Origin of the sequence: Paraburkholderia sp. RL17-373-BIF-A, from assembly GCF_046030175.1 — a bacterium.
In the GTDB taxonomy this organism is placed as follows: domain Bacteria; phylum Pseudomonadota; class Gammaproteobacteria; order Burkholderiales; family Burkholderiaceae; genus Paraburkholderia.
The window spans coordinates 12,561-32,377 of the sequence record NZ_JARESO010000036.1; the positions used below are offsets into that span (position 1 = coordinate 12,561).

At 61.8% G+C, this 19,817-nt stretch carries 18 protein-coding genes and 1 other RNA gene; 5 read left to right on the forward strand and 14 right to left on the reverse strand.

What is annotated here, in order from left to right; translation table 11 throughout:
• Window positions 1–37: 37 nt before the first annotated feature.
• From lapB to gyrA, 12 genes are all read right to left on the reverse strand, one after another.
• Window positions 38–1,213, reverse strand: a complete 1,176-nt coding sequence (lapB, locus tag P0D80_RS32945; RefSeq protein WP_408290171.1) for a lipopolysaccharide assembly protein LapB — start codon at window positions 1,211–1,213, stop codon at window positions 38–40.
• A 68-nt stretch (window positions 1,214–1,281) separates the two neighbouring features.
• On the reverse strand, window positions 1,282–1,575 hold the full coding sequence (locus P0D80_RS32950; RefSeq protein ID WP_095418546.1) for a LapA family protein: 294 nt from the start codon (window positions 1,573–1,575) through the stop codon (window positions 1,282–1,284).
• 380 nt (window positions 1,576–1,955) lie between these two features.
• Window positions 1,956–2,279 (reverse strand): integration host factor subunit beta, encoded by a 324-nt coding sequence (locus P0D80_RS32955; RefSeq protein ID WP_012433973.1) that lies wholly within the window; start codon window positions 2,277–2,279, stop codon window positions 1,956–1,958.
• A 21-nt stretch (window positions 2,280–2,300) separates the two neighbouring features.
• Entirely contained in the window at window positions 2,301–4,034 is a 1,734-nt protein-coding gene (gene rpsA, locus P0D80_RS32960; RefSeq protein WP_091800091.1) for a 30S ribosomal protein S1, read from the reverse strand.
• Between the two features lie 164 nt (window positions 4,035–4,198).
• Complete coding sequence (cmk, locus tag P0D80_RS32965; RefSeq protein WP_408290173.1) at window positions 4,199–4,885, reverse strand: (d)CMP kinase; 687 nt, start codon at window positions 4,883–4,885, stop codon at window positions 4,199–4,201.
• 35 nt (window positions 4,886–4,920) lie between these two features.
• Window positions 4,921–6,225, reverse strand: a complete 1,305-nt coding sequence (aroA, locus tag P0D80_RS32970; protein WP_408180597.1) for a 3-phosphoshikimate 1-carboxyvinyltransferase — start codon at window positions 6,223–6,225, stop codon at window positions 4,921–4,923.
• 19 nt (window positions 6,226–6,244) lie between these two features.
• Entirely contained in the window at window positions 6,245–7,186 is a 942-nt protein-coding gene (locus P0D80_RS32975) for a prephenate dehydrogenase (RefSeq protein WP_408290175.1), read from the reverse strand.
• A gap of 52 nt (window positions 7,187–7,238) precedes the next feature.
• The gene (hisC, locus tag P0D80_RS32980) at window positions 7,239–8,351 is read right to left on the reverse strand and encodes a histidinol-phosphate transaminase (RefSeq protein ID WP_408180595.1); all 1,113 of its coding nucleotides are present in this window, start codon (window positions 8,349–8,351) and stop codon (window positions 7,239–7,241) included.
• A 78-nt stretch (window positions 8,352–8,429) separates the two neighbouring features.
• Entirely contained in the window at window positions 8,430–9,512 is a 1,083-nt protein-coding gene (gene pheA / locus P0D80_RS32985; RefSeq protein WP_012433979.1) for a prephenate dehydratase, read from the reverse strand.
• A gap of 78 nt (window positions 9,513–9,590) precedes the next feature.
• Complete coding sequence (gene serC / locus P0D80_RS32990) at window positions 9,591–10,673, reverse strand: 3-phosphoserine/phosphohydroxythreonine transaminase (protein ID WP_132373504.1); 1,083 nt, start codon at window positions 10,671–10,673, stop codon at window positions 9,591–9,593.
• 296 nt (window positions 10,674–10,969) lie between these two features.
• Complete coding sequence (locus tag P0D80_RS32995) at window positions 10,970–11,572, reverse strand: DUF2059 domain-containing protein (RefSeq protein ID WP_011489486.1); 603 nt, start codon at window positions 11,570–11,572, stop codon at window positions 10,970–10,972.
• Window positions 11,573–11,695: 123 nt separating this feature from the next.
• A complete protein-coding gene (gyrA, locus tag P0D80_RS33000; protein WP_408180594.1) occupies window positions 11,696–14,332 on the reverse strand; it encodes a DNA gyrase subunit A in 2,637 nt (878 codons plus the stop codon).
• 486 nt (window positions 14,333–14,818) lie between these two features.
• On the opposite strand from gyrA, the gene ompA reads away from it, so the two are divergent.
• From ompA to P0D80_RS33025, 5 genes are all read left to right on the forward strand, one after another.
• Window positions 14,819–15,466, forward strand: coding sequence for an outer membrane protein OmpA (gene ompA, locus P0D80_RS33005; protein ID WP_028200089.1), 648 nt, complete (start codon window positions 14,819–14,821; stop codon window positions 15,464–15,466).
• Between the two features lie 191 nt (window positions 15,467–15,657).
• Window positions 15,658–16,356, forward strand: a complete 699-nt coding sequence (gene ubiG, locus P0D80_RS33010; RefSeq protein ID WP_408290179.1) for a bifunctional 2-polyprenyl-6-hydroxyphenol methylase/3-demethylubiquinol 3-O-methyltransferase UbiG — start codon at window positions 15,658–15,660, stop codon at window positions 16,354–16,356.
• 31 nt (window positions 16,357–16,387) lie between these two features.
• Window positions 16,388–17,101 (forward strand): phosphoglycolate phosphatase, encoded by a 714-nt coding sequence (gene gph, locus P0D80_RS33015; protein ID WP_132373501.1) that lies wholly within the window; start codon window positions 16,388–16,390, stop codon window positions 17,099–17,101.
• A 109-nt stretch (window positions 17,102–17,210) separates the two neighbouring features.
• Window positions 17,211–17,580, forward strand: a transfer-messenger RNA (tmRNA) gene (gene ssrA, locus P0D80_RS33020).
• Between the two features lie 275 nt (window positions 17,581–17,855).
• Window positions 17,856–18,215: a COG4315 family predicted lipoprotein gene (locus P0D80_RS33025; protein WP_132373500.1), complete on the forward strand. Its 360-nt coding sequence runs from the start codon at window positions 17,856–17,858 to the stop codon at window positions 18,213–18,215.
• 101 nt (window positions 18,216–18,316) lie between these two features.
• On the opposite strand, the gene P0D80_RS33030 is transcribed toward P0D80_RS33025, so the two are convergent.
• Both P0D80_RS33030 and P0D80_RS33035 read right to left on the reverse strand, forming a co-directional pair.
• Window positions 18,317–18,583 carry a hypothetical protein gene (locus P0D80_RS33030; protein WP_408290182.1) on the reverse strand — a complete coding sequence of 89 codons (267 nt, stop codon included), beginning with the start codon at window positions 18,581–18,583 and terminating at the stop codon, window positions 18,317–18,319.
• A 108-nt stretch (window positions 18,584–18,691) separates the two neighbouring features.
• A complete protein-coding gene (locus P0D80_RS33035) occupies window positions 18,692–19,771 on the reverse strand; it encodes a substrate-binding domain-containing protein (RefSeq protein WP_408290184.1) in 1,080 nt (359 codons plus the stop codon).
• Window positions 19,772–19,817 lie beyond the last annotated feature (46 nt).

Below are 19,817 nucleotides of genomic sequence, written 5' to 3' on the forward strand. Positions count from 1 at the left end.
CGACCGCGCAGCCGAAGCCGCCGCGGCCATCAAAGCGTCAGTTCGACGCGGTGATCGGCTCGACGCGACGCGGCGCATAGGTTTCCCAACCGCTGCAACCCGGGCACTGCCAGTAGAAAAGCCGCGCCCTGAAACCGCAATTCTGGCACGTATACCGTGGCAGATTTTTGGTGCGCTGACGGATCAGCGTGCGCATCAGTTCGAGTTCGCTGCGCCGCGGTTCTTCCGCGGCGGCTTCCTGCGCCTCGAGCAACCGTGTCATGCCCGCCAGATTCGGCGACTTCTGCATTTGCGAGCGCGCCAGCGCATGGGCGGCGTCAGGTCCGCGCAGCGATGCGACGTGCTGATAGGCAACATCGAGCAGATCGTTGGTCGGATAGCGGTCCACCCACGTGGTGAGCAGATCGGCGCCGTCCTGCGGGCGGCCGAGCGCCTCGTAGGCCTTCATCAGCTTTTCCGCGACCAGCGGCAGATAGGCCGGATTCTGCTCCTCCACGCGCCGCCATTGGGCGATGGCCGCTTCCTGCGCGCCGCCGGCCGCGTCGACGTCGCCGAACAGGATCGTGGCGCGCACGTTGGTCGGGTTCGCCTTCAGCGCGAAGCCGAGCTGGCGGCGGGCTTCGTCCGGCTTCTTCTGTTGTAGCGCTTCCTGCGCGAGTTCGCAGTGGAACTGCGCAATTTCCTTGTCGAGCGACTCCGCGCCCATCGTTTCCAGATGACGCGCGGTATCGATGGACTTGACCCAGTCCTTCTCGATTTCGTAGATGGTGAGGAGCGCGCGTTGCGCGCCCAATGCGTAGTCGCCGGTTTCGAGCGAGCGAAACGTTTCTTCCGCGCGATCGAGCAGACCCGCCTTCAGGAAGTCTTGCCCCAACTCGTAAAGCGCGTGATCGCGCTCGCTGACCGGCAGGTCGGCGCGGCTCAACAGATTCTGATGCACGCGAATCGCGCGATCCGTTTCACCGCGGCGACGGAACAGATTGCCCAGCGCGAAGTGCAACTCGACCGTTTCCGGATCGAGCTTGACCACTTCGATGAAGGCATCGATCGCCTGGTCCGGCTGCTCGTTGAGCAGGAAGTTGAGGCCGCGAAAATACGAGCGCGGCAAGTTGGCGCTTTCGGACAGCAGCGTCTTGAGGTCGTAGCGCGCAGCCATCCAGCCGAACGCGAAAGCGACGGGTATGACAAGCAGCCACCAGAAGTCTAGATCCATGCGATTAATGCAAATGTGCGGGAAAGCGAAGACGGAAAGCCGCGCTCACGATGCGCGGCCGAAGAAATTCAGATCAACGGCGGCATGGGCGGTTGTTCGACCACGACCGGGGTTTCGCGCGCCACCCGCAACTCGCGCTTGAGCCGGCCATTTTCCATGCGCAAGCGCAGCATGGCCGGCATCGACGAAACCAACCCGGCCAGCAGCCCCACCACGAAGAACGCGAGGCCGATCAGGATCAACGGCGCCGACCATGCGTAGCCGGCGAGGAAATTCAGCGTAGCAGGTTGTGTATTGGAGAGCGCCAGCACCAGCAGCAGCACGAACACCAGCACACGGATCAGCCAGACGATAAATTTCATGAATAGGTCTCTTGACGGCAGTTGCGGGGTGACGCCGGCTTGATGACGCGTCGCGCCACGGTGTTGCCCGCGCCGAAGTGACCCGTATTGTAATTGAAGCCCTCGCGGCTGGGCAGGAACTGGCGGATTGCGGGCTTAGGCGGTTTTATCTTGCCGCAGGCGGGTAGGCGGGTGCGTGGGTCAGTTTGTCTGGATTCGGCGATCGCGCCTGCGGGCCGTGCTTGTGGGCCACGCGTCAGGCCAGACGAACGTCGCGGCGCAAAAACGCCAGACGTACAGACGAAAAAAAAGCGCCCGAAGGCGCTTTTTCTGGTCTTTTGCCGACTGGTTTTGGCCGCTGACGCTACCAATGCCACGCTGCAAATAGCGCAGCGAAGCATTTACAGGTCGTCATCCGGCTCTTCGGCCTTCAACGGCTCACCCGCGCGACGATCTACCCGCTCGCGCAATTCCTTGCCCGGCTTGAAGTGCGGTACGTACTTCTCAGGTACCAGCACCTTCTCGCCCGACTTGGGATTACGCCCGACGCGGGAGGGACGGCGGTTAAGGCCGAAGCTGCCGAAGCCGCGAATTTCGATGCGATGACCGTTGGCAAGTGCCTCCGACATCGCATCAAGCATCGTCTTCACCGCGAAATCCGCATCTTTAAGGACAAGTTGCGGAAATCGCGCAGCCAGCTGGGCGACCAATTCCGATTTGGTCATACTGCAGCAGACCTCTCAGGCTTACTGGTTCTGGCCGTCGAGCTTGGCCTTCAACAGCGCGCCGAGGTTCGTCGTGCCGGTGGCAGCCGAGCTCGAGTCCGACGAAGCCAGGCCGCGAATCGCTTCCTGTTGCTCAGCCGAATCCTTGGCCTTGATCGACAGGTTGATACCACGCGACTTGCGATCGATGTTGATGATCATCGCGTTGACCTTGTCGCCGTCCTTCAGCACGTTGCGAGCATCTTCCACGCGGTCTTGTGCGATTTCCGAAGCGCGCAGGTAGCCTTCGACTTCTGCCGACAGCTGAACCACAGCACCCTTCGCGTCCACCGACTTGACCACGCCGTCGACGATCGAACCCTTGTCGTTCATGGCAACGAAGTTGCTGAACGGGTCGCCTTCGAGCTGCTTGATGCCCAGCGAAATGCGTTCCTTCTCGACGTCGATGCCGAGAACGATCGCTTCCACTTCGTCGCCCTTCTTGTACTTGCGAACTGCTTCTTCGCCCGTTTCGCTCCACGACAGGTCCGACAGGTGAACCAGACCGTCGATGCCGCCCGGCAGACCGATGAAGACGCCGAAGTCGGTGATCGACTTGATTGCGCCTTGCAGCTTGTCGCCCTTCTTGAAGTTGCGGCTGAAGTCGTCCCACGGGTTCGGCTTGCATTGCTTCATGCCGAGGCTGATACGGCGGCGGTCTTCGTCGATTTCGAGAACCATGACTTCGACTTCGTCACCCAGTTGCACAACCTTCGACGGTGCAACGTTCTTGTTCGTCCAGTCCATTTCCGACACGTGAACCAGGCCTTCGATACCCGATTCGACTTCGACGAATGCGCCGTAGTCGGTGATGTTGGTGACCTTACCGAACAGGCGCGTACCCGACGGGTAACGGCGCGAAATGCCTTCCCACGGATCGTCGCCCAGTTGCTTGATGCCCAGCGAAACGCGGTTCTTCTCTTGATCGAACTTGAGGATCTTCGCGGTGACTTCTTGGCCAACCGACAGCACTTCGCTCGGGTGACGCACACGACGCCATGCGATGTCGGTGATGTGCAGCAGGCCGTCGATACCGCCGAGGTCCACGAACGCGCCGTAATCCGTGATGTTCTTCACCACGCCTTCCACGATCGCGCCTTCCTTCAGCGTTTCGAGCAGCTTTGCGCGCTCTTCGCCTTGGGTCGCTTCGATCACGGCACGACGCGACAGCACGACGTTGTTACGCTTGCGGTCGAGCTTGATGACGCGGAATTCCAGCGTCTTGCCTTCGTACGGGGTCGTGTCCTTGACCGGACGCGTGTCGACCAGCGAACCCGGCAGGAATGCGCGGATGCCGTTGACCATAACGGTCATGCCGCCCTTGACCTTGCCCGTGATCGTGCCGGTCACGAGTTCGTTGTTGTCGAGAGCCTTTTCCAGCGACAGCCACGAAGCCAGGCGCTTCGCCTTGTCGCGCGACAGGATCGTGTCGCCATAGCCGTTTTCCAACGCGTCGATCGCGACGGAAACGAAGTCGCCCGCCTGCACTTCTACCTCGCCCGCGTCGTTCAGGAACTCTTCGAGCGGGATGTAGGCTTCGGACTTGAGACCAGCGTTGACGACCACGAAGTTGTGGTCAACACGCACGACTTCGGCGGAGATCACTTCGCCGGCGCGCATGTCTTGCTTGGTCAGCGACTCTTCGAACAGAGCCGCAAAAGATTCGGTATTCGGGGTAGAGGTTTGCAGGTCGGACATAAAAATCAAAATTTGCATGGTTCTCGCGGTGCCCGGCTGGCCGGACGGTCAGCAACAACGGCCAAGAATGCGAATGCCACACGGGGTTAAAGGGTTAACACAACGCTGCGCGACAATCGCGAAGCACCTACTGACAACGGACTTCTACTGCGCCCACACCTGAAGCACAACTCGTACTTTCATCAGGCATGCGGGACTAAAGCTTCATACCACTGCACCACTTGCGCGACCGCCTGGTCGACCGACAAGGCGGAGGTATCAAGCAGCTTTGCATCCGCTGCGGGCTTGAGTGGCGCGGCTGCGCGCTGACTGTCACGCTCATCGCGCTCACGCAAATCCCGGAGCAAGTCATCTATATTAGCAGAAAATCCTTTTTGGATCAATTGCTTATGCCGGCGCGCCGCGCGGGCCTCGACGCTGGCGGTCATGAACACCTTCAGCACGGCGTCCTGGAAGATTACGGTGCCCATATCGCGGCCGTCCGCAACCAGTCCCGGTTCCTTACGAAAAGCCCGCTGACGCGCCACCAGCGCGGTGCGCACCGGCGCATGCACGGCGATCGCCGAGGCACGGCCGCCGACTTCCTCCGCGCGGATCTCGGCCGAGACGTCGACGCCGTCGAGCTGCGCCAGCCCCTCGCGAAACGTGATGTGCAGATCGTCGATCAGTTTTGCAAGGGCGTCGGCGTCGGCCGCCTCGATGTTGTAGCGCAGGCTGGCAAGCGCGGCGAGACGGTACAGCGCGCCGCTATCCAGCAAGTGGAAGCCGAGGCTCGCGGCAACCAGCGCGGCCACGGTGCCTTTGCCGGAGGCACTCGGGCCGTCGATCGTAATGACGGGCGTCTGGTGAAAGGGACGGGTCGGTTTCATCGAAAAAGTCGCACGTCAGTCGATTCGGGGTCGAATCAGGGTTGGGCGAGCGCGGTGAAACGCTCGAAATAATCGGGAAACGTCTTGCCGACGCACTTCGGGTCGTTGATGCGCACCGGCACGCCGCCGAGACTCACCAACGAAAAGCACATGGCCATGCGGTGATCGTCGTAGGTGTCGATGGCGGCGTTCGGAATCAACTTTTCAGGCGGTTCGATGACGAGGAAATCCTCGCCTTCCTGCACCTTGGCGCCGACCTTGCGCAGCTCCGTCGCCATCGCGGCGAGCCGGTCGGTTTCCTTCACGCGCCAGCTGGCGATATTGCGCAGCGTGGTCGCGCCGTCCGCGAACAACGCCGCGACGGCGATCGTCATCGCGGCATCGGGAATCAGGTTGCAGTCCATGTCGATCGGCTCGAGCTTGCCGCTGTCGTGGCCGACGCCGCGCACTTCGATCCAGTCGTCGCCCATCTGCAGGTTCGCGCCCATCTTGATGAGCGCATCGGCAAAGCCGACGTCGCCCTGGATGCTGGCCCGGCCGACACCCTCCACCTTCAGCGGCCCGCCGCCGAGCGCGCCGGCCGCGAGGAAATACGAAGCGGACGACGCGTCGCCCTCCACCATGATCGCGCCCGGCGACTGATAGCGCTGCCCAGCCGGCACGACGAACTGATGCCAGCCGTTGCGTTCAACCTTGATGCCGAAACGCTCCATCAACTTGATGGTGATCTCGATGTACGGCTTCGAGATCAATTCGCCGTCCACCTGCACGGTGCTCACACCGCTCTCGGTGCGCAACAGTGGCAGCGTCATGAGCAGCGACGTGAGGAACTGGCTCGACACATCGCCGCGCACGGTAATCGGCGCGTCGGCGTTGATCTGCCCCGGACGAATCCGCAGCGGCGGATAGCCTTCGTTCTCTTCATAGTCGACCTTGGCGCCGAGCTGGCGCAGCCCGTCGACCAGGTCGCCGATCGGCCGCTCGTGCATGCGCGGCACGCCGTGAATGCGGTAGTCGCCGCCATTGACCGCCAGCGCCGCCGTCAGCGGACGCACCGCCGTGCCGGCGTTGCCGAGAAACAGATCGGCCGTGCGCGCCGTGAACGCGCCGCGCGTGCCGGTCACGACGCAGGTGTCGCCGTCGCGCTTCAGACGCACACCGAGCTTTTCGAGCGCGTCGAGCATCACGCGGGTGTCGTCGGAGTCGAGCAGGTTCGTGATCGTCGTTTCGCCTTCGGCGAGCGCCGCGAGCAGCAACACCCGGTTCGAAATGCTCTTCGAGCCAGGCAGACGAACCGTGCCGGACGCGCGGGAAAACGGTCCGAGATCGAGGAATTCCATGATTGAGTCCAGTTTCCGGTTATTTCGACGCGTCACTATTGGCGACGCCGGCCGCGCGCTGTTCCTGCCATTCCGTGCGCGCCACGCGCGAGCGCGCGAATACGGCTTCGAGGGCGGCGCCGTCAGCGGCTTCGATGGCCGCGCGCAAGCGCGCGAGCACTGCCGTGTAGGCGTCGAGTTCGTCGAGCAGCGCGACGCGATTGGCGACGCACACGTCGCGCCACATTTCCGGGCTCGACGCGGCGATCCGCGTGAAGTCGCGGAAACCGCCCGCCGCGAAGGAGAATTTCAGCGCGGCGTCGGGCGAATTGAGAATCTGCTCGACCAGCGCGAACGAGAGCACGTGCGGCAAATGGCTGACCGAGGCGAACACGCGGTCGTGCTGCTCGGGCGCCATGTTGCGCACGAGCGCGCCGGTGGCGCGCCACATCGCCGCGACACGCTCCACATTAGCCGGCGCATTTTCAGGCAGCGGACACAGCACGACATTGCGGCCGACATACAGGTCGGGCAAGGCTGCTTCCACGCCGCTCGCCTCGCGACCGGCAATCGGATGGCCAGGCACGAACTGGCCGATGCGCGCGCCAAGCGCCGCGCGGGCGGCGGCGACCACGTCTGACTTGGTGCTGCCGGCGTCGGTGACGATCGTGGCGTCTTCGAGAAACGGCGCGATGCGCTCGAGCAGCGGCTGCGTCTGCGCGACGGGCGCGGCCAGCAGCACGAAGTCGGCGCCGGATAGCGCTTCACGTAGCGAGGCGTCGTCGTTCAGCGCCGCCGAGCCGTCGATCACACCCAGTTCCAGAGCGCGTTCAGTCGACGCGGACGAACGCCCCACACCGATCAGTTTGCGCGCGCCCTCGGTCTCGCCCCGCTCGCGCAACGCGCGCGCGAGCGATCCGCCGATCAGGCCGACACCGAAAATTACCAGCTTGTTAAATGAAAACGCGGCCACGTCGGTCACAGAAAAAGCGCGCCTTTCATGCCGACGAGGCGCGCGGGTCAAGGATTACCGCTTACGCGGTGGCGAGCGTCTTTTCGAGCGCCGCGATGAATGCTTCGTTTTCTTCGGGCAGGCCGATCGTGATGCGCAGCCACTGCGGCAAACCGTAGTTGCCGACGGGACGCACGATCACGCCCTGCTTCAGCAATTCGAGGTTGACGCGGTTGCCGGCCGCGTCGTCGTTGCCGACACGCACCAGCACGAAATTGCCATCCGACGGCACATACTCCAGACCGAGCTTGTCGAACGCTTCAGTCAAACGGCGATAGCCTTGCGCGTTCAACGCCGCGCTCTTTTCCAGAAACGCCTTGTCGTTCAGCGCAGCGATCGCCGCGGCTTGCGCGAGCGTGTTCACATTGAACGGCTGACGCAAGCGATTCAGCAAATCGGTCAGCTCAGGTTGCGCGATCGCGAAACCCACGCGCAATCCGGCGAGGCCGAAGGCCTTCGAGAACGTGCGCGACACCAGCAGGTTCGGGTAGCGGCGCACCCACGCGATCGAGTCGTAGCGCTTCTCTTCCGGCAGATATTCCGTATACGCCTCGTCGAGCACGACGGCCACGTTGCGCGGCACCTTGTCGAGAAACGCCTCGAGCTTCGGGCCTTCGATGAACGTGCCGGTCGGGTTATTCGGATTGGCGACGAAAATCAGGCGCGTATCGTCGGTGATGGCCGCGAGCATCGCGTCGAGGTCGTGACCGTATTTGACAGCCGGCACGACGATCGCGCGCGCGCCTAGGCCCTGCGTGGCCAACGCGTAAACCGCGAACGAGTACTGTGCATAGACGATCGACTGGCCCTTTTCCACAAACGCATGCGCGGCGATTTCGAGGATGTCGTTGCTGCCGTTGCCGAGCGTGACCCAGTCGGCCGGCACGCCGTAGCGCTCGCTCAGCGCCGCCTTCAACTCGAACGCATTCGCGTCCGGGTAGCGGCCCAGTTCGCTCGCGGCCTGCGCCATGGCGCGCTGCGCCGACTCCGGCATGCCGAGGGGATTCTCGTTCGATGCGAGTTTCACGATGGTCGCTTCGTCCAGACCGAATTCGCGGGCCACTTCCGAAATCGGTTTGCCTGCGATGTAAGGCGCAATGGCGCGCACGTAGGAAGGACCGAAAGACGCTGTCATGAGAATCTCCGAACGACTATTAATAATTGAATGCGCGGCGGCCGCAGCGCGATGCCGCGAGTCGCCGCTTGAATGTCATCAACGGGCGCGCGGATACGAGCCCAGAATCTTCAGAAATGCTGCCTTCTCGCCGAGTTCGGTGAGCGCGGCGGCGACCGCCGGATCGTCGCGATGGCCTTCGACGTCGATGTAGAAGTAGTACTCCCACGTGCCGACGCGCGCCGGACGCGATTCGAAGCGGGTCATGGACACGCTGTGCCGCGCCAGCGGCTCCAGCAGCTTGACCATCGCGCCCGGTTCGTTCACCACCGACACGATCAGCGACGTCTGGTCATAACCGCTCGGGCCGGCCGGCTGCTTGCCGATCATCACGAAGCGCGTGCGGTTGTGCGGATCGTCCTGGATCAGCGCGTACGCCACTTGCAAGCCGTAATGGGTCGCCGCGCGATCGCCAGCGATCGCCGCCACGGTCGGATCTTCAGCGGCCATGCGCGCCGCTTCGGCATTGCTCGACACCGCCTGGCGCTCGAGATGCGGCGCGTTGGTCGACAGCCAGCGCTGGCACTGGGCGAGCGCCTGCGCGTGCGCGCACACGCGCGTCACGCCCGTGAGGCCACCGTTCAGCGTCAACAGATTGTGGTGGATCGGCAAAGCCAGTTCCCCGCCAATCGTGAGTTGCGTTTGCAGCAGCAGATCGAGCGTGCGCGACACCGCGCCTTCGGTCGAATTCTCGACCGGCACGACGCCGAATTCGGCGGCGCCGGCCTCAACCGAACGGAACACTTCGTCGATCGACGGACACGGCAGGCCTTCGATCGACTGACCGAAGTACTCATGCATCGCCTGTTCGCTGTAGGTGCCGACCGGGCCGAGATACGCGGCCTTGATGGTCTTCTCGAGCGCGCGGCTCGCGGCCATGATCTCGCGCCAGATCGCGCTGATATGCTCGCTCGCGAGCGGCCCTTCGCTCATGTCCTGCAGACGCGCGATCACCTGCTGCTCGCGCTCGGGCCGGAACACCGGCGCGTTGAAATGCTTCTTGACCTCGCCCACTTCGAGCGCCACCGCGGCGCGCTGGTTGAGAAGCGCGATCAACTGCGCGTCGAGTGCGTCGATGCGTTCGCGAAGGGGTTTGAGTCGGGTATTGAGTTCGTCGTCCATACGTGAAAACGGCCCTGCCGGTAGCTGCTGCAAAAATGCGTGCTGGAAAGGATGCGCGCGCCCGCAAGCCAATGTGGCTCAGGCACCGCGCTGTTCGAATTCCTTCATGTATTCGACAAGCGCTTTGACGCCCTCGAGCGGGACGGCGTTATAAATCGACGCCCGCATGCCGCCGACGGACTTGTGGCCCTTTAGCTGCACCATTCCCCGCGCTTTCGCGCCGGCCAGGAAATCTTCGTTGCGCGACTCGTCGGCGAGGAAGAACGGTACGTTCATCCGCGAGCGCGAGCCACGTTCGACCTTGTTCAGATAGAAGCTGCTCGAGTCGATCGCGTCGTACAGCAACTTCGACTTCTCGAGATTACGCGCTTCCATCGCGGCAAGGCCGCCCTGCTTCTTCAACCACTTGAACACCAACCCGGCGATGTAGATCGCATAAGTGGGCGGCGTGTTGTACATCGAATTGTTCTCGGCGACGGTCTTCCATTCGAACGCCGACGGGCAAATCGACTGCGCGCGATCCAGCATGTCTTCGCGCACGACCACCACCGTCACGCCGGCCATGCCGATATTCTTCTGCGCGCCACCAAACAGCACGCCGTATTTGGCGATGTCCATGGGACGCGACAGGATGTGCGACGAGGCGTCGGCCACCAGCGGAATATCGCCGAGATCGGGAATCTCGAACGTCTCGACGCCGTGGATCGTCTCGTTCGTGCACAGATGCACGTAAGCCGGGTCGTCAGACAGTTGCCATTCGGAGCGCGCCGGCGCGCGGGTGAACCCGTCGGCCGTCTGGCCGCTCGCCGCCAGATGCACGGTGCCGTACTTCTGCGCTTCCTTGAACGACTTTTGCGACCAGGAACCCGTCACCACGAAATCCGCGCGAGGCTTCGCGCCCATCAGATTCATCGGCACGATCGCGTTCTCGCCGAGGCCACCGCCCTGCAGGAACAGGATGCGATGGCTGGCGGGCACCTCGAGCAAGTCGCGCAGATCGACGAGCGCTTCCTCGTGGATCGACATGAACTCTTTCCCGCGATGGCTCATTTCCATCACGCTCATGCCACTGCCCTGCCAGTCGAGCATTTCGTCGGCGGCTTGACGCAGCACTTCTTCGGGCATAGCCGCGGGGCCGGCGGAGAAATTAAAGACGCGCATCGTGAGATCCTGGAAGCAGGCGCAAAAAAGGAAAATCGCGCAAAGATCGGCGAAGTTGGCAGCCGGGCGAACAACCACCGTGACGCTGACAACCCGATTTTGCCGACGCGATGTTCTGACGCGGGTTTCGGGCCATTTCGCGCCGAAAAAGAAAATGGCCGTTTGCGCGTGTGCGCAAACGGCCATTATCGCATTGTCACCGCCAAGCCGCCAAACCCGGCGCGCCATCAGCCTACGAGGCGGGCCTGCTGGGCAGCAGCTGGCGCGATGTCAGCGCAGCCTGTCGACCTTGGCTTTTACTTAGCCGGCTTGACCGAGGCGACTTCCTTGTCAGCCTGGTCACGCGTTGCCTTGATCGATTGCGGCATGTACTTTTGCATCAAGCCGTTCACGACGTCGCGGCCAACCTGGTCTTGCACCTGGATGAACTTGCGGCCGGTCGGGCTCTTGTAGAACGTCGTCAGATCCTTGATTTCCGACGTGCTGTAGTACTTCGCGTAAGCGTCGTACTGAGCTTGCATGGCGTCCTGACGGAAACTGTCCGTTGCGAACACCTGGCCTGCGCCGTCAACCAGCTTCGGCACTGCGTTCTTTTGCAGCGTCGGGACGGAAGCCTGCTTCTGCTTGTCCGTCATCGTCTTGTTTTCGCTCAGCGCGTCCGACAGGATTGCCGGAACCAGCTGCTTGGCTTGCATCTGGGCGCTGTTGCCGATCGCGCCGACGAGCTTCTGCGCGTCGATTGCGTCCAACAGGTCCTTGATTGCAGCCTGCTTGGCCGGATCAACCGGTGCCGCGGCAGCAGCCGGAGCCGCCGGAGCCTGGCTTTGAAGCGCTTGAGCCATGGCAAAGGTCGGCACGAGGGCAGCCAGCAACATCAGTTGTTTGAATCGTTTTTGCATCATTACTCCCTAATAGAAATGAACTTGAGCAGCAAGCCGCGCGGGACACGTATCGGCCCGACACGCCATTATTCCCGGCGCAGCTTTCAACTAATCACTGAGACTGTAAGACGCTGACGCAAATCAGGCCGCACCGCCCTCTTCGCCACCGTTGTCACCTTCTGCGGGACCTTCGGCGTCGCCTTCAGCATCAGCTTCTGCTTCCGCCTCAGCAACCTGTTGCAGACCTGAAAGCTTGGTCCCTTCGTCAAGGCTGATGAGTGTAACACCTTGGGTTGCGCGTCCCATTTCACGGATTTCCGACACCCGCGTACGGATCAGCACGCCAGTATTGGTGATCAGCATGATCTGCGCTTCCTGATCCACCAGCGTGGCGGCGACGACCTTGCCGTTACGTTCCGACGTCTGGATCGCGATCATGCCCTTCGTACCGCGACCGTGACGGGTGTACTCGGTGATCGGCGTGCGCTTGCCAAAACCGTTCTCGGTTGCGGTGAGCACCGACTCCTGCTCGTCGCCGGCCACTAGGAGCGCGATCACGTTTTGCCCGTCTTCGAGCTGCATGCCGCGCACACCGCGCGCTTCACGGCCCATCGGACGCACGTCGTTCTCGTCGAAGCGAACCGCCTTGCCCGAATCCGAGAACAGCATGACGTCGTGCTGGCCATCGGTAATGGCGGCGCCGATCAGGTAGTCGCCCTCATCCAGACCGACCGCAATAATACCCTTGCGCAACACGCGGCCAAAGGCTTCCAGCGGCGTCTTTTTTACGGTTCCTAACGCGGTGCCCATAAAGACGAATTTGTCAGCCGAAAATTCCTTCACCGGCAAGACAACCGTAATCTTCTCGCCGTCCTGAAGCGGGAAGATATTCACGATCGGACGGCCGCGCGAGTTCCGCGAACCTTGCGGCACTTCGTAAACCTTCACGCTGTAGACGCGACCGCGATTCGAGAAGCACAGAATGTGATCGTGCGTGTTCGCGATGAACAGCGTGTCGATCCAGTCGTCTTCCTTCATTGCCGTGGCCTGCTTGCCGCGGCCACCCCGCTTCTGCGCACTATATTCGGACAGCGGCTGCGATTTCACGTAGCCGGCGTGCGACATGGTCACGACCATCTCTTGCGGCGTGATCAGATCTTCGGTGTTCAGTTCAGTGGCGTTCAGCTCGATCTTCGAGCGGCGCGCGTCGCCGAATTCGGCTTTGATCGAGGTCAGTTCGCCGACGATGATCGCCGTAATGCGTTCCGGCCGAGCCAGAATGTCCAGCAGGTCGGCGATTTGCGCCATGACTTCGCGGTACTCGCCGATGATCTTGTCCTGCTCCAGGCCAGTCAGTCGCTGCAGACGCATCTGCAGAATTTCCTGAGCCTGGGTGTCGGACAGACGGTAGAGGCCGTCAGTCTGCATACCGAACGATGGATTCAGCCCGTCAGGACGGTAGGCTTCGCGGCCACCCGCCGAGGCATTTTCCGTCTCGGCGCGCGACAACATTTCGCGCACCAGCGACGAATCCCACGGACGCGCCATCAATTCCTGCTTGGCGATCGGCGGAGTCGGCGCGGCTTTGATGATCGCAATGAACTCGTCGATGTTGGCGAGCGCGACCGCCAGACCCTCGAGCACGTGGCCGCGTTCGCGCGCCTTGCGCAGTTCGTATACAGTGCGCCGCGTCAGCACTTCCCGGCGATGCGACAGGAAGCACGACAGCATTTCTTTCAGGTTCAGCAGCTTCGGCTGGCCGTCGACCAGCGCGACCATGTTCATGCCGAAGGTGTCCTGAAGCTGGGTCGCCTTATACAGATTGTTGAGAACGACTTCCGGCACTTCGCCGCGCTTGAGCTCGATCACGACGCGCATGCCGCTCTTGTCGGACTCATCGCGGATATCGGAAATGCCTTCGAGCTTCTTCTCGTTGACCAGTTCGGCGATGCGCTCCAGAAGTGAGCGCTTGTTCACCTGGTACGGCAATTCGTCGACGATGATCGCCATGCGCTGGCCGCGGTCGATTTCCTCGAAGTGCGTGAGCGCGCGCATCACCACGCGGCCACGGCCGGTGCGGTAGCCGTCGCGCACGCCGGCCACGCCGTAGATGATGCCGGCGGTCGGGAAGTCGGGCGCCGGAATGATCTCGATCAGTTCGTCGATCGTAGCTTCCGGGTTCTTGAGCAGATGCTGGCAGGCGTCGACAACCTCGTTGAGGTTGTGCGGCGGAATGTTGGTCGCCATGCCGACCGCGATGCCGGACGAGCCATTGATCAGCAGATTGGGAATGCGCGCCGGCAGGATGGCCGGTTCGTTTTCACTGCCGTCGTAGTTCGGCGTGAAGTCGACCGTTTCCTTGTCGATGTCGGCCAGCAGTTCGTGGCCGATCTTCGCCATGCGGATTTCGGTGTACCGCATTGCCGCGGCATTGTCGCCGTCGACCGAACCGAAGTTGCCCTGACCGTCCACCAGCATGTAGCGCAGCGAAAAGTCTTGCGCCATCCGGACGATGGTGTCGTAAACAGCCGTGTCGCCGTGCGGGTGGTACTTACCGATGACGTCGCCGACAATACGCGCCGACTTCTTGTACGCCCGGTTCCAGTCGTTGTTCAGTTCGTGCATCGCGTACAGCACGCGCCGGTGCACCGGCTTCAGGCCATCGCGAACATCGGGAAGCGCACGCCCTACGATCACGCTCATCGCGTAATCGAGATACGAACGGCGCATTTCCTCCTCTAGGGAGATTGGCAGAGTCTCTTTGGCGAATTGATCCATTATCCGTATCTTTTACGTGCCAAGACGACGGCTTAACTTCACTTCGCCGCGCCTTCGCGTAAGCATTGCAGGCGCAACGCATCACGCGATTCTAACATGCCGCGAATCCGCTCCCGACGAACCTACGTATACCTATTAGTGGAACGCACGCGAAGCGTTCCTGGGCGCCCATTTTTGAGCCGGGTCAGGCTCGATTCGTGCGTGGGGCAATTCGCCGCTCAGCCATGACTGGCGGAGCCTCCAGGGAATTGCTTTTGTTGCGCATGCACCACAATTGGAGGGCGATTCGATCGGGGGCAGATTTTTTTATCGTTGGAAGGGAACGATATGGCAAAATGCCAACGCATAAAGAGTTAGACACTGCTCGAAGTCTACACAGCACGTTTTTTGTTCTACACCGATGTTATACTTCGAGCAATGTATGACTTGTCTTCGTCAACAGGCTCGCAGTAAACCTGCGGTAATCTCAATTTCGAGAGGAGAAATATGAATAAACTTTCAAAGCTCGCGTTCATTGCAGCTACCGCGGTTATGGCTGCATCCGCCATGGCACAGTCGGTGCCGGCGTCGCGACAAGCTACGAACGACAACTGGGTGAATGGTACCGGCGAATACGTGTGGATGAACGGCACGAACGAGCTGTGCTGGCGCGATGCATTCTGGACGCCGGCAACGGCCAACGCAAAGTGCGATGGCGCTCTGGTTGCTCAAGCTCCGACTCCGCCGGCTCCGGTCGCACCTGCACCGGCTATTACGAGCCAGAAGATTACGTATCAAGCTGACGCACTGTTCGACTTTGACAAGGCAATCCTGAAGCCGGCTGGCAAGGAAAAGCTGGACGATCTGGCATCGAAGATCGGCGCGCTGAACCTGGAAGTCGTCGTTGCAACGGGTTACACGGACCGTATCGGTTCGGACAAGTACAACGACCGTCTGTCGTTGCGCCGTGCTCAAGCTGTGAAGGCATACCTCGTCAGCAAGGGCATCGAATCCAACCGTATCTATACGGAAGGCAAGGGCAAGCGCAACCCGGTCACGACCGGTTGCAACCAGAAGAACCACAAGCAACTCATCGCCTGCCTCGCACCGGATCGTCGCGTGGAAGTCGAAGTTGTCGGTACTTCGAAGCAGTAAGCAACAAATTACCGCAGTATCAAAGCCCCGCTTCGGCGGGGCTTTTTTTATGTCCGACCACGGTGCGATGCCGCGCGGCTCCACCAGCCGGACCTCGAGCGGGGGCATTTTGCCGCTCCGTCCCTCGACCTATATACTCAGGGTTTATCCTCGAGCGCCCGCTCACCGCTCTCTTCGAGGCAGCTTCCGCCATGACCAACGCCGATCCCCACGAACTGCAGAAATTTAGCGACCTTGCGCATCGTTGGTGGGACCCGAACGCCGAATTCAAGCCGTTACACGAGCTCAATCCGATTCGCCTGAACTGGATCGACACGCACGCGCATCTCGCGGGCAAGACCGTGCTGGATATCGGCTGCGGTGGCGGCATTCTGTCCGAGTCGATGGCTAGCCTGGGTGCGCACGTGAAGGGCATTGACTTGTCGACCCAGGCTTTGGGCGTGGCCGATCTTCACAGCCTTGAAAGTGGTGTAACAGTCGATTACGAAGAAATCGCCGCGGAGGCGCTCGCTGCCCGCGAACCGGGTACGTACGACGTCGTGACCTGCATGGAAATGCTGGAGCACGTGCCGCGGCCTGCCGCCATAGTCGAGGCGTGCAAGACGCTGGTGAAACCCGGCGGCTGGGTGTTCTTTTCCACGCTGAACCGCAACGTGAAGTCGTACCTGTTCGCCGTGATCGGCGCCGAATACATTGCGCGAATGCTGCCCAAGGGCACGCACGACTACGCGCGCTTCATTCGCCCGTCGGAATTGGCGAGCTTCGTGCGCGCCGCCGAATTGCGCACGGCCGGTATCAAAGGCATCGTCTATAACCCGCTCAGCAAGCATTTCACGCTGTCCGCCGACACGAGCGTGAACTACATGCTCGCCTGCCGACGCGACGTCTGATCCGCCCCGACCTGCCGGACCTATCGAATCAATGAGCGATCCCACGCCCCTGCCCCAACGCGAAGACAACGAAGACGCACTCGGTCTTTGCCAAGCCGTCCTGTTCGACCTCGACGGCACGCTAGCCGACACGGCGCCCGACCTCGCGGCCGCCGTCAACAAGATGCGCCACGATCGCGGGCTGGAGATGGTGCCGCTCGAAGATCTGCGCCCGCTTGCGTCCGCGGGCGCGCGCGGGCTGATCGGCGGTGCGTTCGGGATCGGCCCCGATAGTCACGAGTTCGCGTCGATGCGCGAGGAGTTCCTCGCCAACTATGAAGCGGACCTGTGCATCGAGACCACGCTGTTTCCCGGCATTCAGGAAATACTCGACGAACTCGACGCACGCGGCGTGCGCTGGGGCATCGTCACGAACAAGGTCGCGCGGCTCACCGAGCCGCTGGTCGCGCAACTCGGCCTCGAGGAGCGCGCCGGTTGTGTCGTGAGCGGCGACACGACGCCGCATTCGAAACCGCATCCGGCGCCGTTGCTGCACGCCGCGCGCGAGCTGGACGTGGTGCCGGAGCGCATCGTCTACGTTGGCGACGATCTGCGCGACGTGCAGGCGGGTTTCGCCGCCGGCATGAAGACGGTCGCGGCGGCGTACGGCTACTGCGGCAACGATATTCCGCCGACCCAATGGCACGCGCAACACGTCGTCCAATCGCCGGCTGAATTGCACAGGCTGCTGCGCGACCTCGGCTGAAACGCAGGCGGCGGGCAAAAGCAAAGCCGGCAGCGCCGATCAGTCAGGACGTGGCCGTCAATCTATTGTAAAATCAACGCTTGGCTCAGAAACTTGAGCAACGAACCGCGGGGGCGACCTGGTTTCGACAGGGGTTGCGAAGCGGCTAGGGCATGTCGAGGACCCGTCACCTCGTTAATCAATGGGAAAAACGTAACTGCAAACGACGATACGTTCGCACTGGCAGCCTAAGGGCCGCCGTCCTCTGCCTAGTTCACTGACGGGCTAGTGTCGCAAGACCGGTAGCAATACCGACAGAGGTCATATACGTCAGTTAAGCCTTGGCGGTGTCACGACGTCCGGGTCGAAAACCTAGTGAATCGCCGTAGTGCAGCGTGTTCGTCCGCGTCGCTACGGTTAAATCAAATGACAGAACTAAACATGTAGAACTGGTCGTAGAGTGCTTCTGGACGCGGGTTCGATTCCCGCCGCCTCCACCAGAACACGTTTTACGCTGCACCATCAAGTCTCCCCGGAAACCCGTAAGCGGCCTGCTGCTTGCGGGTTTTTTCTTATTCCCCGCGTCCTTCCCGCTGCGCTCTTTCCCGCACTATCCTTTTCTTATCTCATCCCCTGGCTGTTCCCTGACGGACCCTAACCCGATCCTCTCGCGAAGCAGTGATTGGAATAAAGGCATCCGCTCAGTCGTTTGATCCTCACGCGCACGCACGTTGTGCCTCGCGTGAGACCAACACTAAAACTAGGAGCCGACATCATGCGCAAGACTCTCTTCTGCCTCGCCCTCCTCGCACTGCAACAAAGCGCTTTCGCCGAAGCACCGAAAATCGTCGACGGGCGCTTCGTCACTGCAGACGGCATGACGCTCTATACCTTCGACAAGGACACCACACCCGGCGTGAGCGCCTGCACCGGCGGCTGCATGAACTATTGGCCCGCGGCCACGGCTAGTGCGTCGGACAAACCGTCCGGCGACTGGACCTTGATCAATGGCGCGGACGGCAAGCAGCAATGGGCGTACAAGGGCCACCCGCTGTATCGCTACGCAGCGGACAAGCAGGCGGGAGACATGAAGGGAGAAGGCTTCAAGGACATGTGGCATACGGCCAAGCCTTAAGCGCCACGCGCAAGGCAACAACGCCAAGCTGAACCTGAGAGCCAAAAGGAAGACGCCGGCAGAACGCCGGCGTCGCACCCACAACGGACCCGTGCGTCCGCTTATTCGTCTTTAGGGCACTGCAGATTGCAGCCATTCGGATCGCCCATATCGCCTCGCTTGCGCATGGCCGATTTTTTGCCGGTCTGGTATTTGTCCGTGGGCGCCGACGCCGCAAACGGCATTTGCGGATGCTCGGCAAGACGGAACTGATCTTGCAGAATGCCGCCCGGAACACCCGGCGAATTCTGTGCGAGAGCAATTGACGCGGTGGCGAGGAGCACACCAGCGGTCGCAACGGCAGCACATGCGTGAAGAATGACTTTCATATCGATCGGCGCGACGTAACGCGCGGTTAAGACGGAAGCGGAAGCTTAGAGAGTATCCCAAACGGACGCCATACGCAGCGCCAAACACAGCCTGATGTTTACCGCGGCTTACGCCACCGCTTCGCCCAAGCCCTCCTCCAGATCGACCACCTTGCCGCAGTCCTGCGGGTCATAGCCTTCGAGCTGATCGACGTTATGGCGAAACGCGTCGCCGCGTAGCAATTCGAGCACCGTCGCGAGCGGCGCACGTTCGAGGCGCGCGCGGTCACAGGCAAAGTAATAGTCTTCGTCGACGACCGGAACGAAGTCCAGACCGAAGTGATGCGCCGCGGGCTCCACGCCGAAACCCACATCCGCCATACCGCTCGCGACGAACGCCGCAATCGCCGAATGCGTGAGTTCGGCCGACGCATATCCATTGACCCGATCTGGATCGACTCCGACTTTCCGTAGCGCGAGATCGAGCAACATGCGCGTGCCGGAGCCCGGCTGTCGATTCACGAAGCGGATATCGTCGCGTGCGAGATCGCCGAGGCCGGCGATTCCCTTCGGATTGCCCTTGCCGAGAAAGAGTCCTTGCTTGCGTCGCGTGAGATGCACGAGCACGTGACGCTGCGGATCGAGCCAGCGCCGATACGCATCCGCGCACGCCGCGCGAAACTCGCCGAGCGGCAAATGGAAGCCGGCCAGATCGCATTCGCCGCGCGCGAGCGCGCTGACGGCGTCCGCGCTGTCGCGATACTTGATGTCGACCGGCAGATCGTTGGCGACCAACGCCGTCACGAGCGCGGCCACCGCATAGCCGTGCGACGCGAAGATGCGCACGTCGTCGGCGGGCGGTGCCAGCCAGCGGTTCAGATCGCTCGCCACTTCGCTGGCGAGTGCCTGCATGTTGCCGTCGAGCCGCTCGCCGCACAGACGCTGCGCACGCAATACCGCTTGCCCGAGTTCGGAGAGCACCGAGCCGCGGCCACGCTCCTTCGCGATCAGCGGACCGCCCAAACGCTCTTCGATGCTGCGCAGTAAACCCCACGCGTGACGGTAGGACAAACCCTTAAGCGTCGCCGCCTGCGCGATGCTGCCGGATTCATCCACCAGCGCGAGCAGCGGCACCACGTCCGACAGGCTTGCCTCGCGGCCGTCCGGACCCTTCACCACCAGCTGTGCCTGACACTCGATTCTGATCATATATGTTGAACTCTTTCCTATTGCATCGGCTGAATCGCCCGCCTAT

What these genes read in the sequence shown, in the direction of transcription:
- pheA (WP_012433979.1), bottom strand. Translation starts at nt 9,512, where the DNA reads ATGGACGACGAACTCAATACCCGACTCAAACCCCTTCGCGAACGCATC.
- P0D80_RS33030 (WP_408290182.1), bottom strand. Translation starts at nt 18,583, where the DNA reads ATGAAAGTCATTCTTCACGCATGTGCTGCCGTTGCGACCGCTGGTGTG.
- P0D80_RS32950 (WP_095418546.1), bottom strand. Translation starts at nt 1,575, where the DNA reads ATGAAATTTATCGTCTGGCTGATCCGTGTGCTGGTGTTCGTGCTGCTG.
- P0D80_RS32995 (WP_011489486.1), bottom strand. Translation starts at nt 11,572, where the DNA reads ATGCAAAAACGATTCAAACAACTGATGTTGCTGGCTGCCCTCGTGCCG.
- P0D80_RS32955 (WP_012433973.1), bottom strand. Translation starts at nt 2,279, where the DNA reads ATGACCAAATCGGAATTGGTCGCCCAGCTGGCTGCGCGATTTCCGCAA.
- lapB (WP_408290171.1), bottom strand. Translation starts at nt 1,213, where the DNA reads ATGGATCTAGACTTCTGGTGGCTGCTTGTCATACCCGTCGCTTTCGCG.
- serC (WP_132373504.1), bottom strand. Translation starts at nt 10,673, where the DNA reads ATGCGCGTCTTTAATTTCTCCGCCGGCCCCGCGGCTATGCCCGAAGAA.
- cmk (WP_408290173.1), bottom strand. Translation starts at nt 4,885, where the DNA reads ATGAAACCGACCCGTCCCTTTCACCAGACGCCCGTCATTACGATCGAC.
- gyrA (WP_408180594.1), bottom strand. Translation starts at nt 14,332, where the DNA reads ATGGATCAATTCGCCAAAGAGACTCTGCCAATCTCCCTAGAGGAGGAA.
- P0D80_RS33035 (WP_408290184.1), bottom strand. Translation starts at nt 19,771, where the DNA reads ATGATCAGAATCGAGTGTCAGGCACAGCTGGTGGTGAAGGGTCCGGAC.
- aroA (WP_408180597.1), bottom strand. Translation starts at nt 6,225, where the DNA reads ATGGAATTCCTCGATCTCGGACCGTTTTCCCGCGCGTCCGGCACGGTT.
- gph (WP_132373501.1), top strand. Translation starts at nt 16,388, where the DNA reads ATGAGCGATCCCACGCCCCTGCCCCAACGCGAAGACAACGAAGACGCA.
- P0D80_RS33025 (WP_132373500.1), top strand. Translation starts at nt 17,856, where the DNA reads ATGCGCAAGACTCTCTTCTGCCTCGCCCTCCTCGCACTGCAACAAAGC.
- hisC (WP_408180595.1), bottom strand. Translation starts at nt 8,351, where the DNA reads ATGACAGCGTCTTTCGGTCCTTCCTACGTGCGCGCCATTGCGCCTTAC.
- rpsA (WP_091800091.1), bottom strand. Translation starts at nt 4,034, where the DNA reads ATGCAAATTTTGATTTTTATGTCCGACCTGCAAACCTCTACCCCGAAT.
- ompA (WP_028200089.1), top strand. Translation starts at nt 14,819, where the DNA reads ATGAATAAACTTTCAAAGCTCGCGTTCATTGCAGCTACCGCGGTTATG.
- ubiG (WP_408290179.1), top strand. Translation starts at nt 15,658, where the DNA reads ATGACCAACGCCGATCCCCACGAACTGCAGAAATTTAGCGACCTTGCG.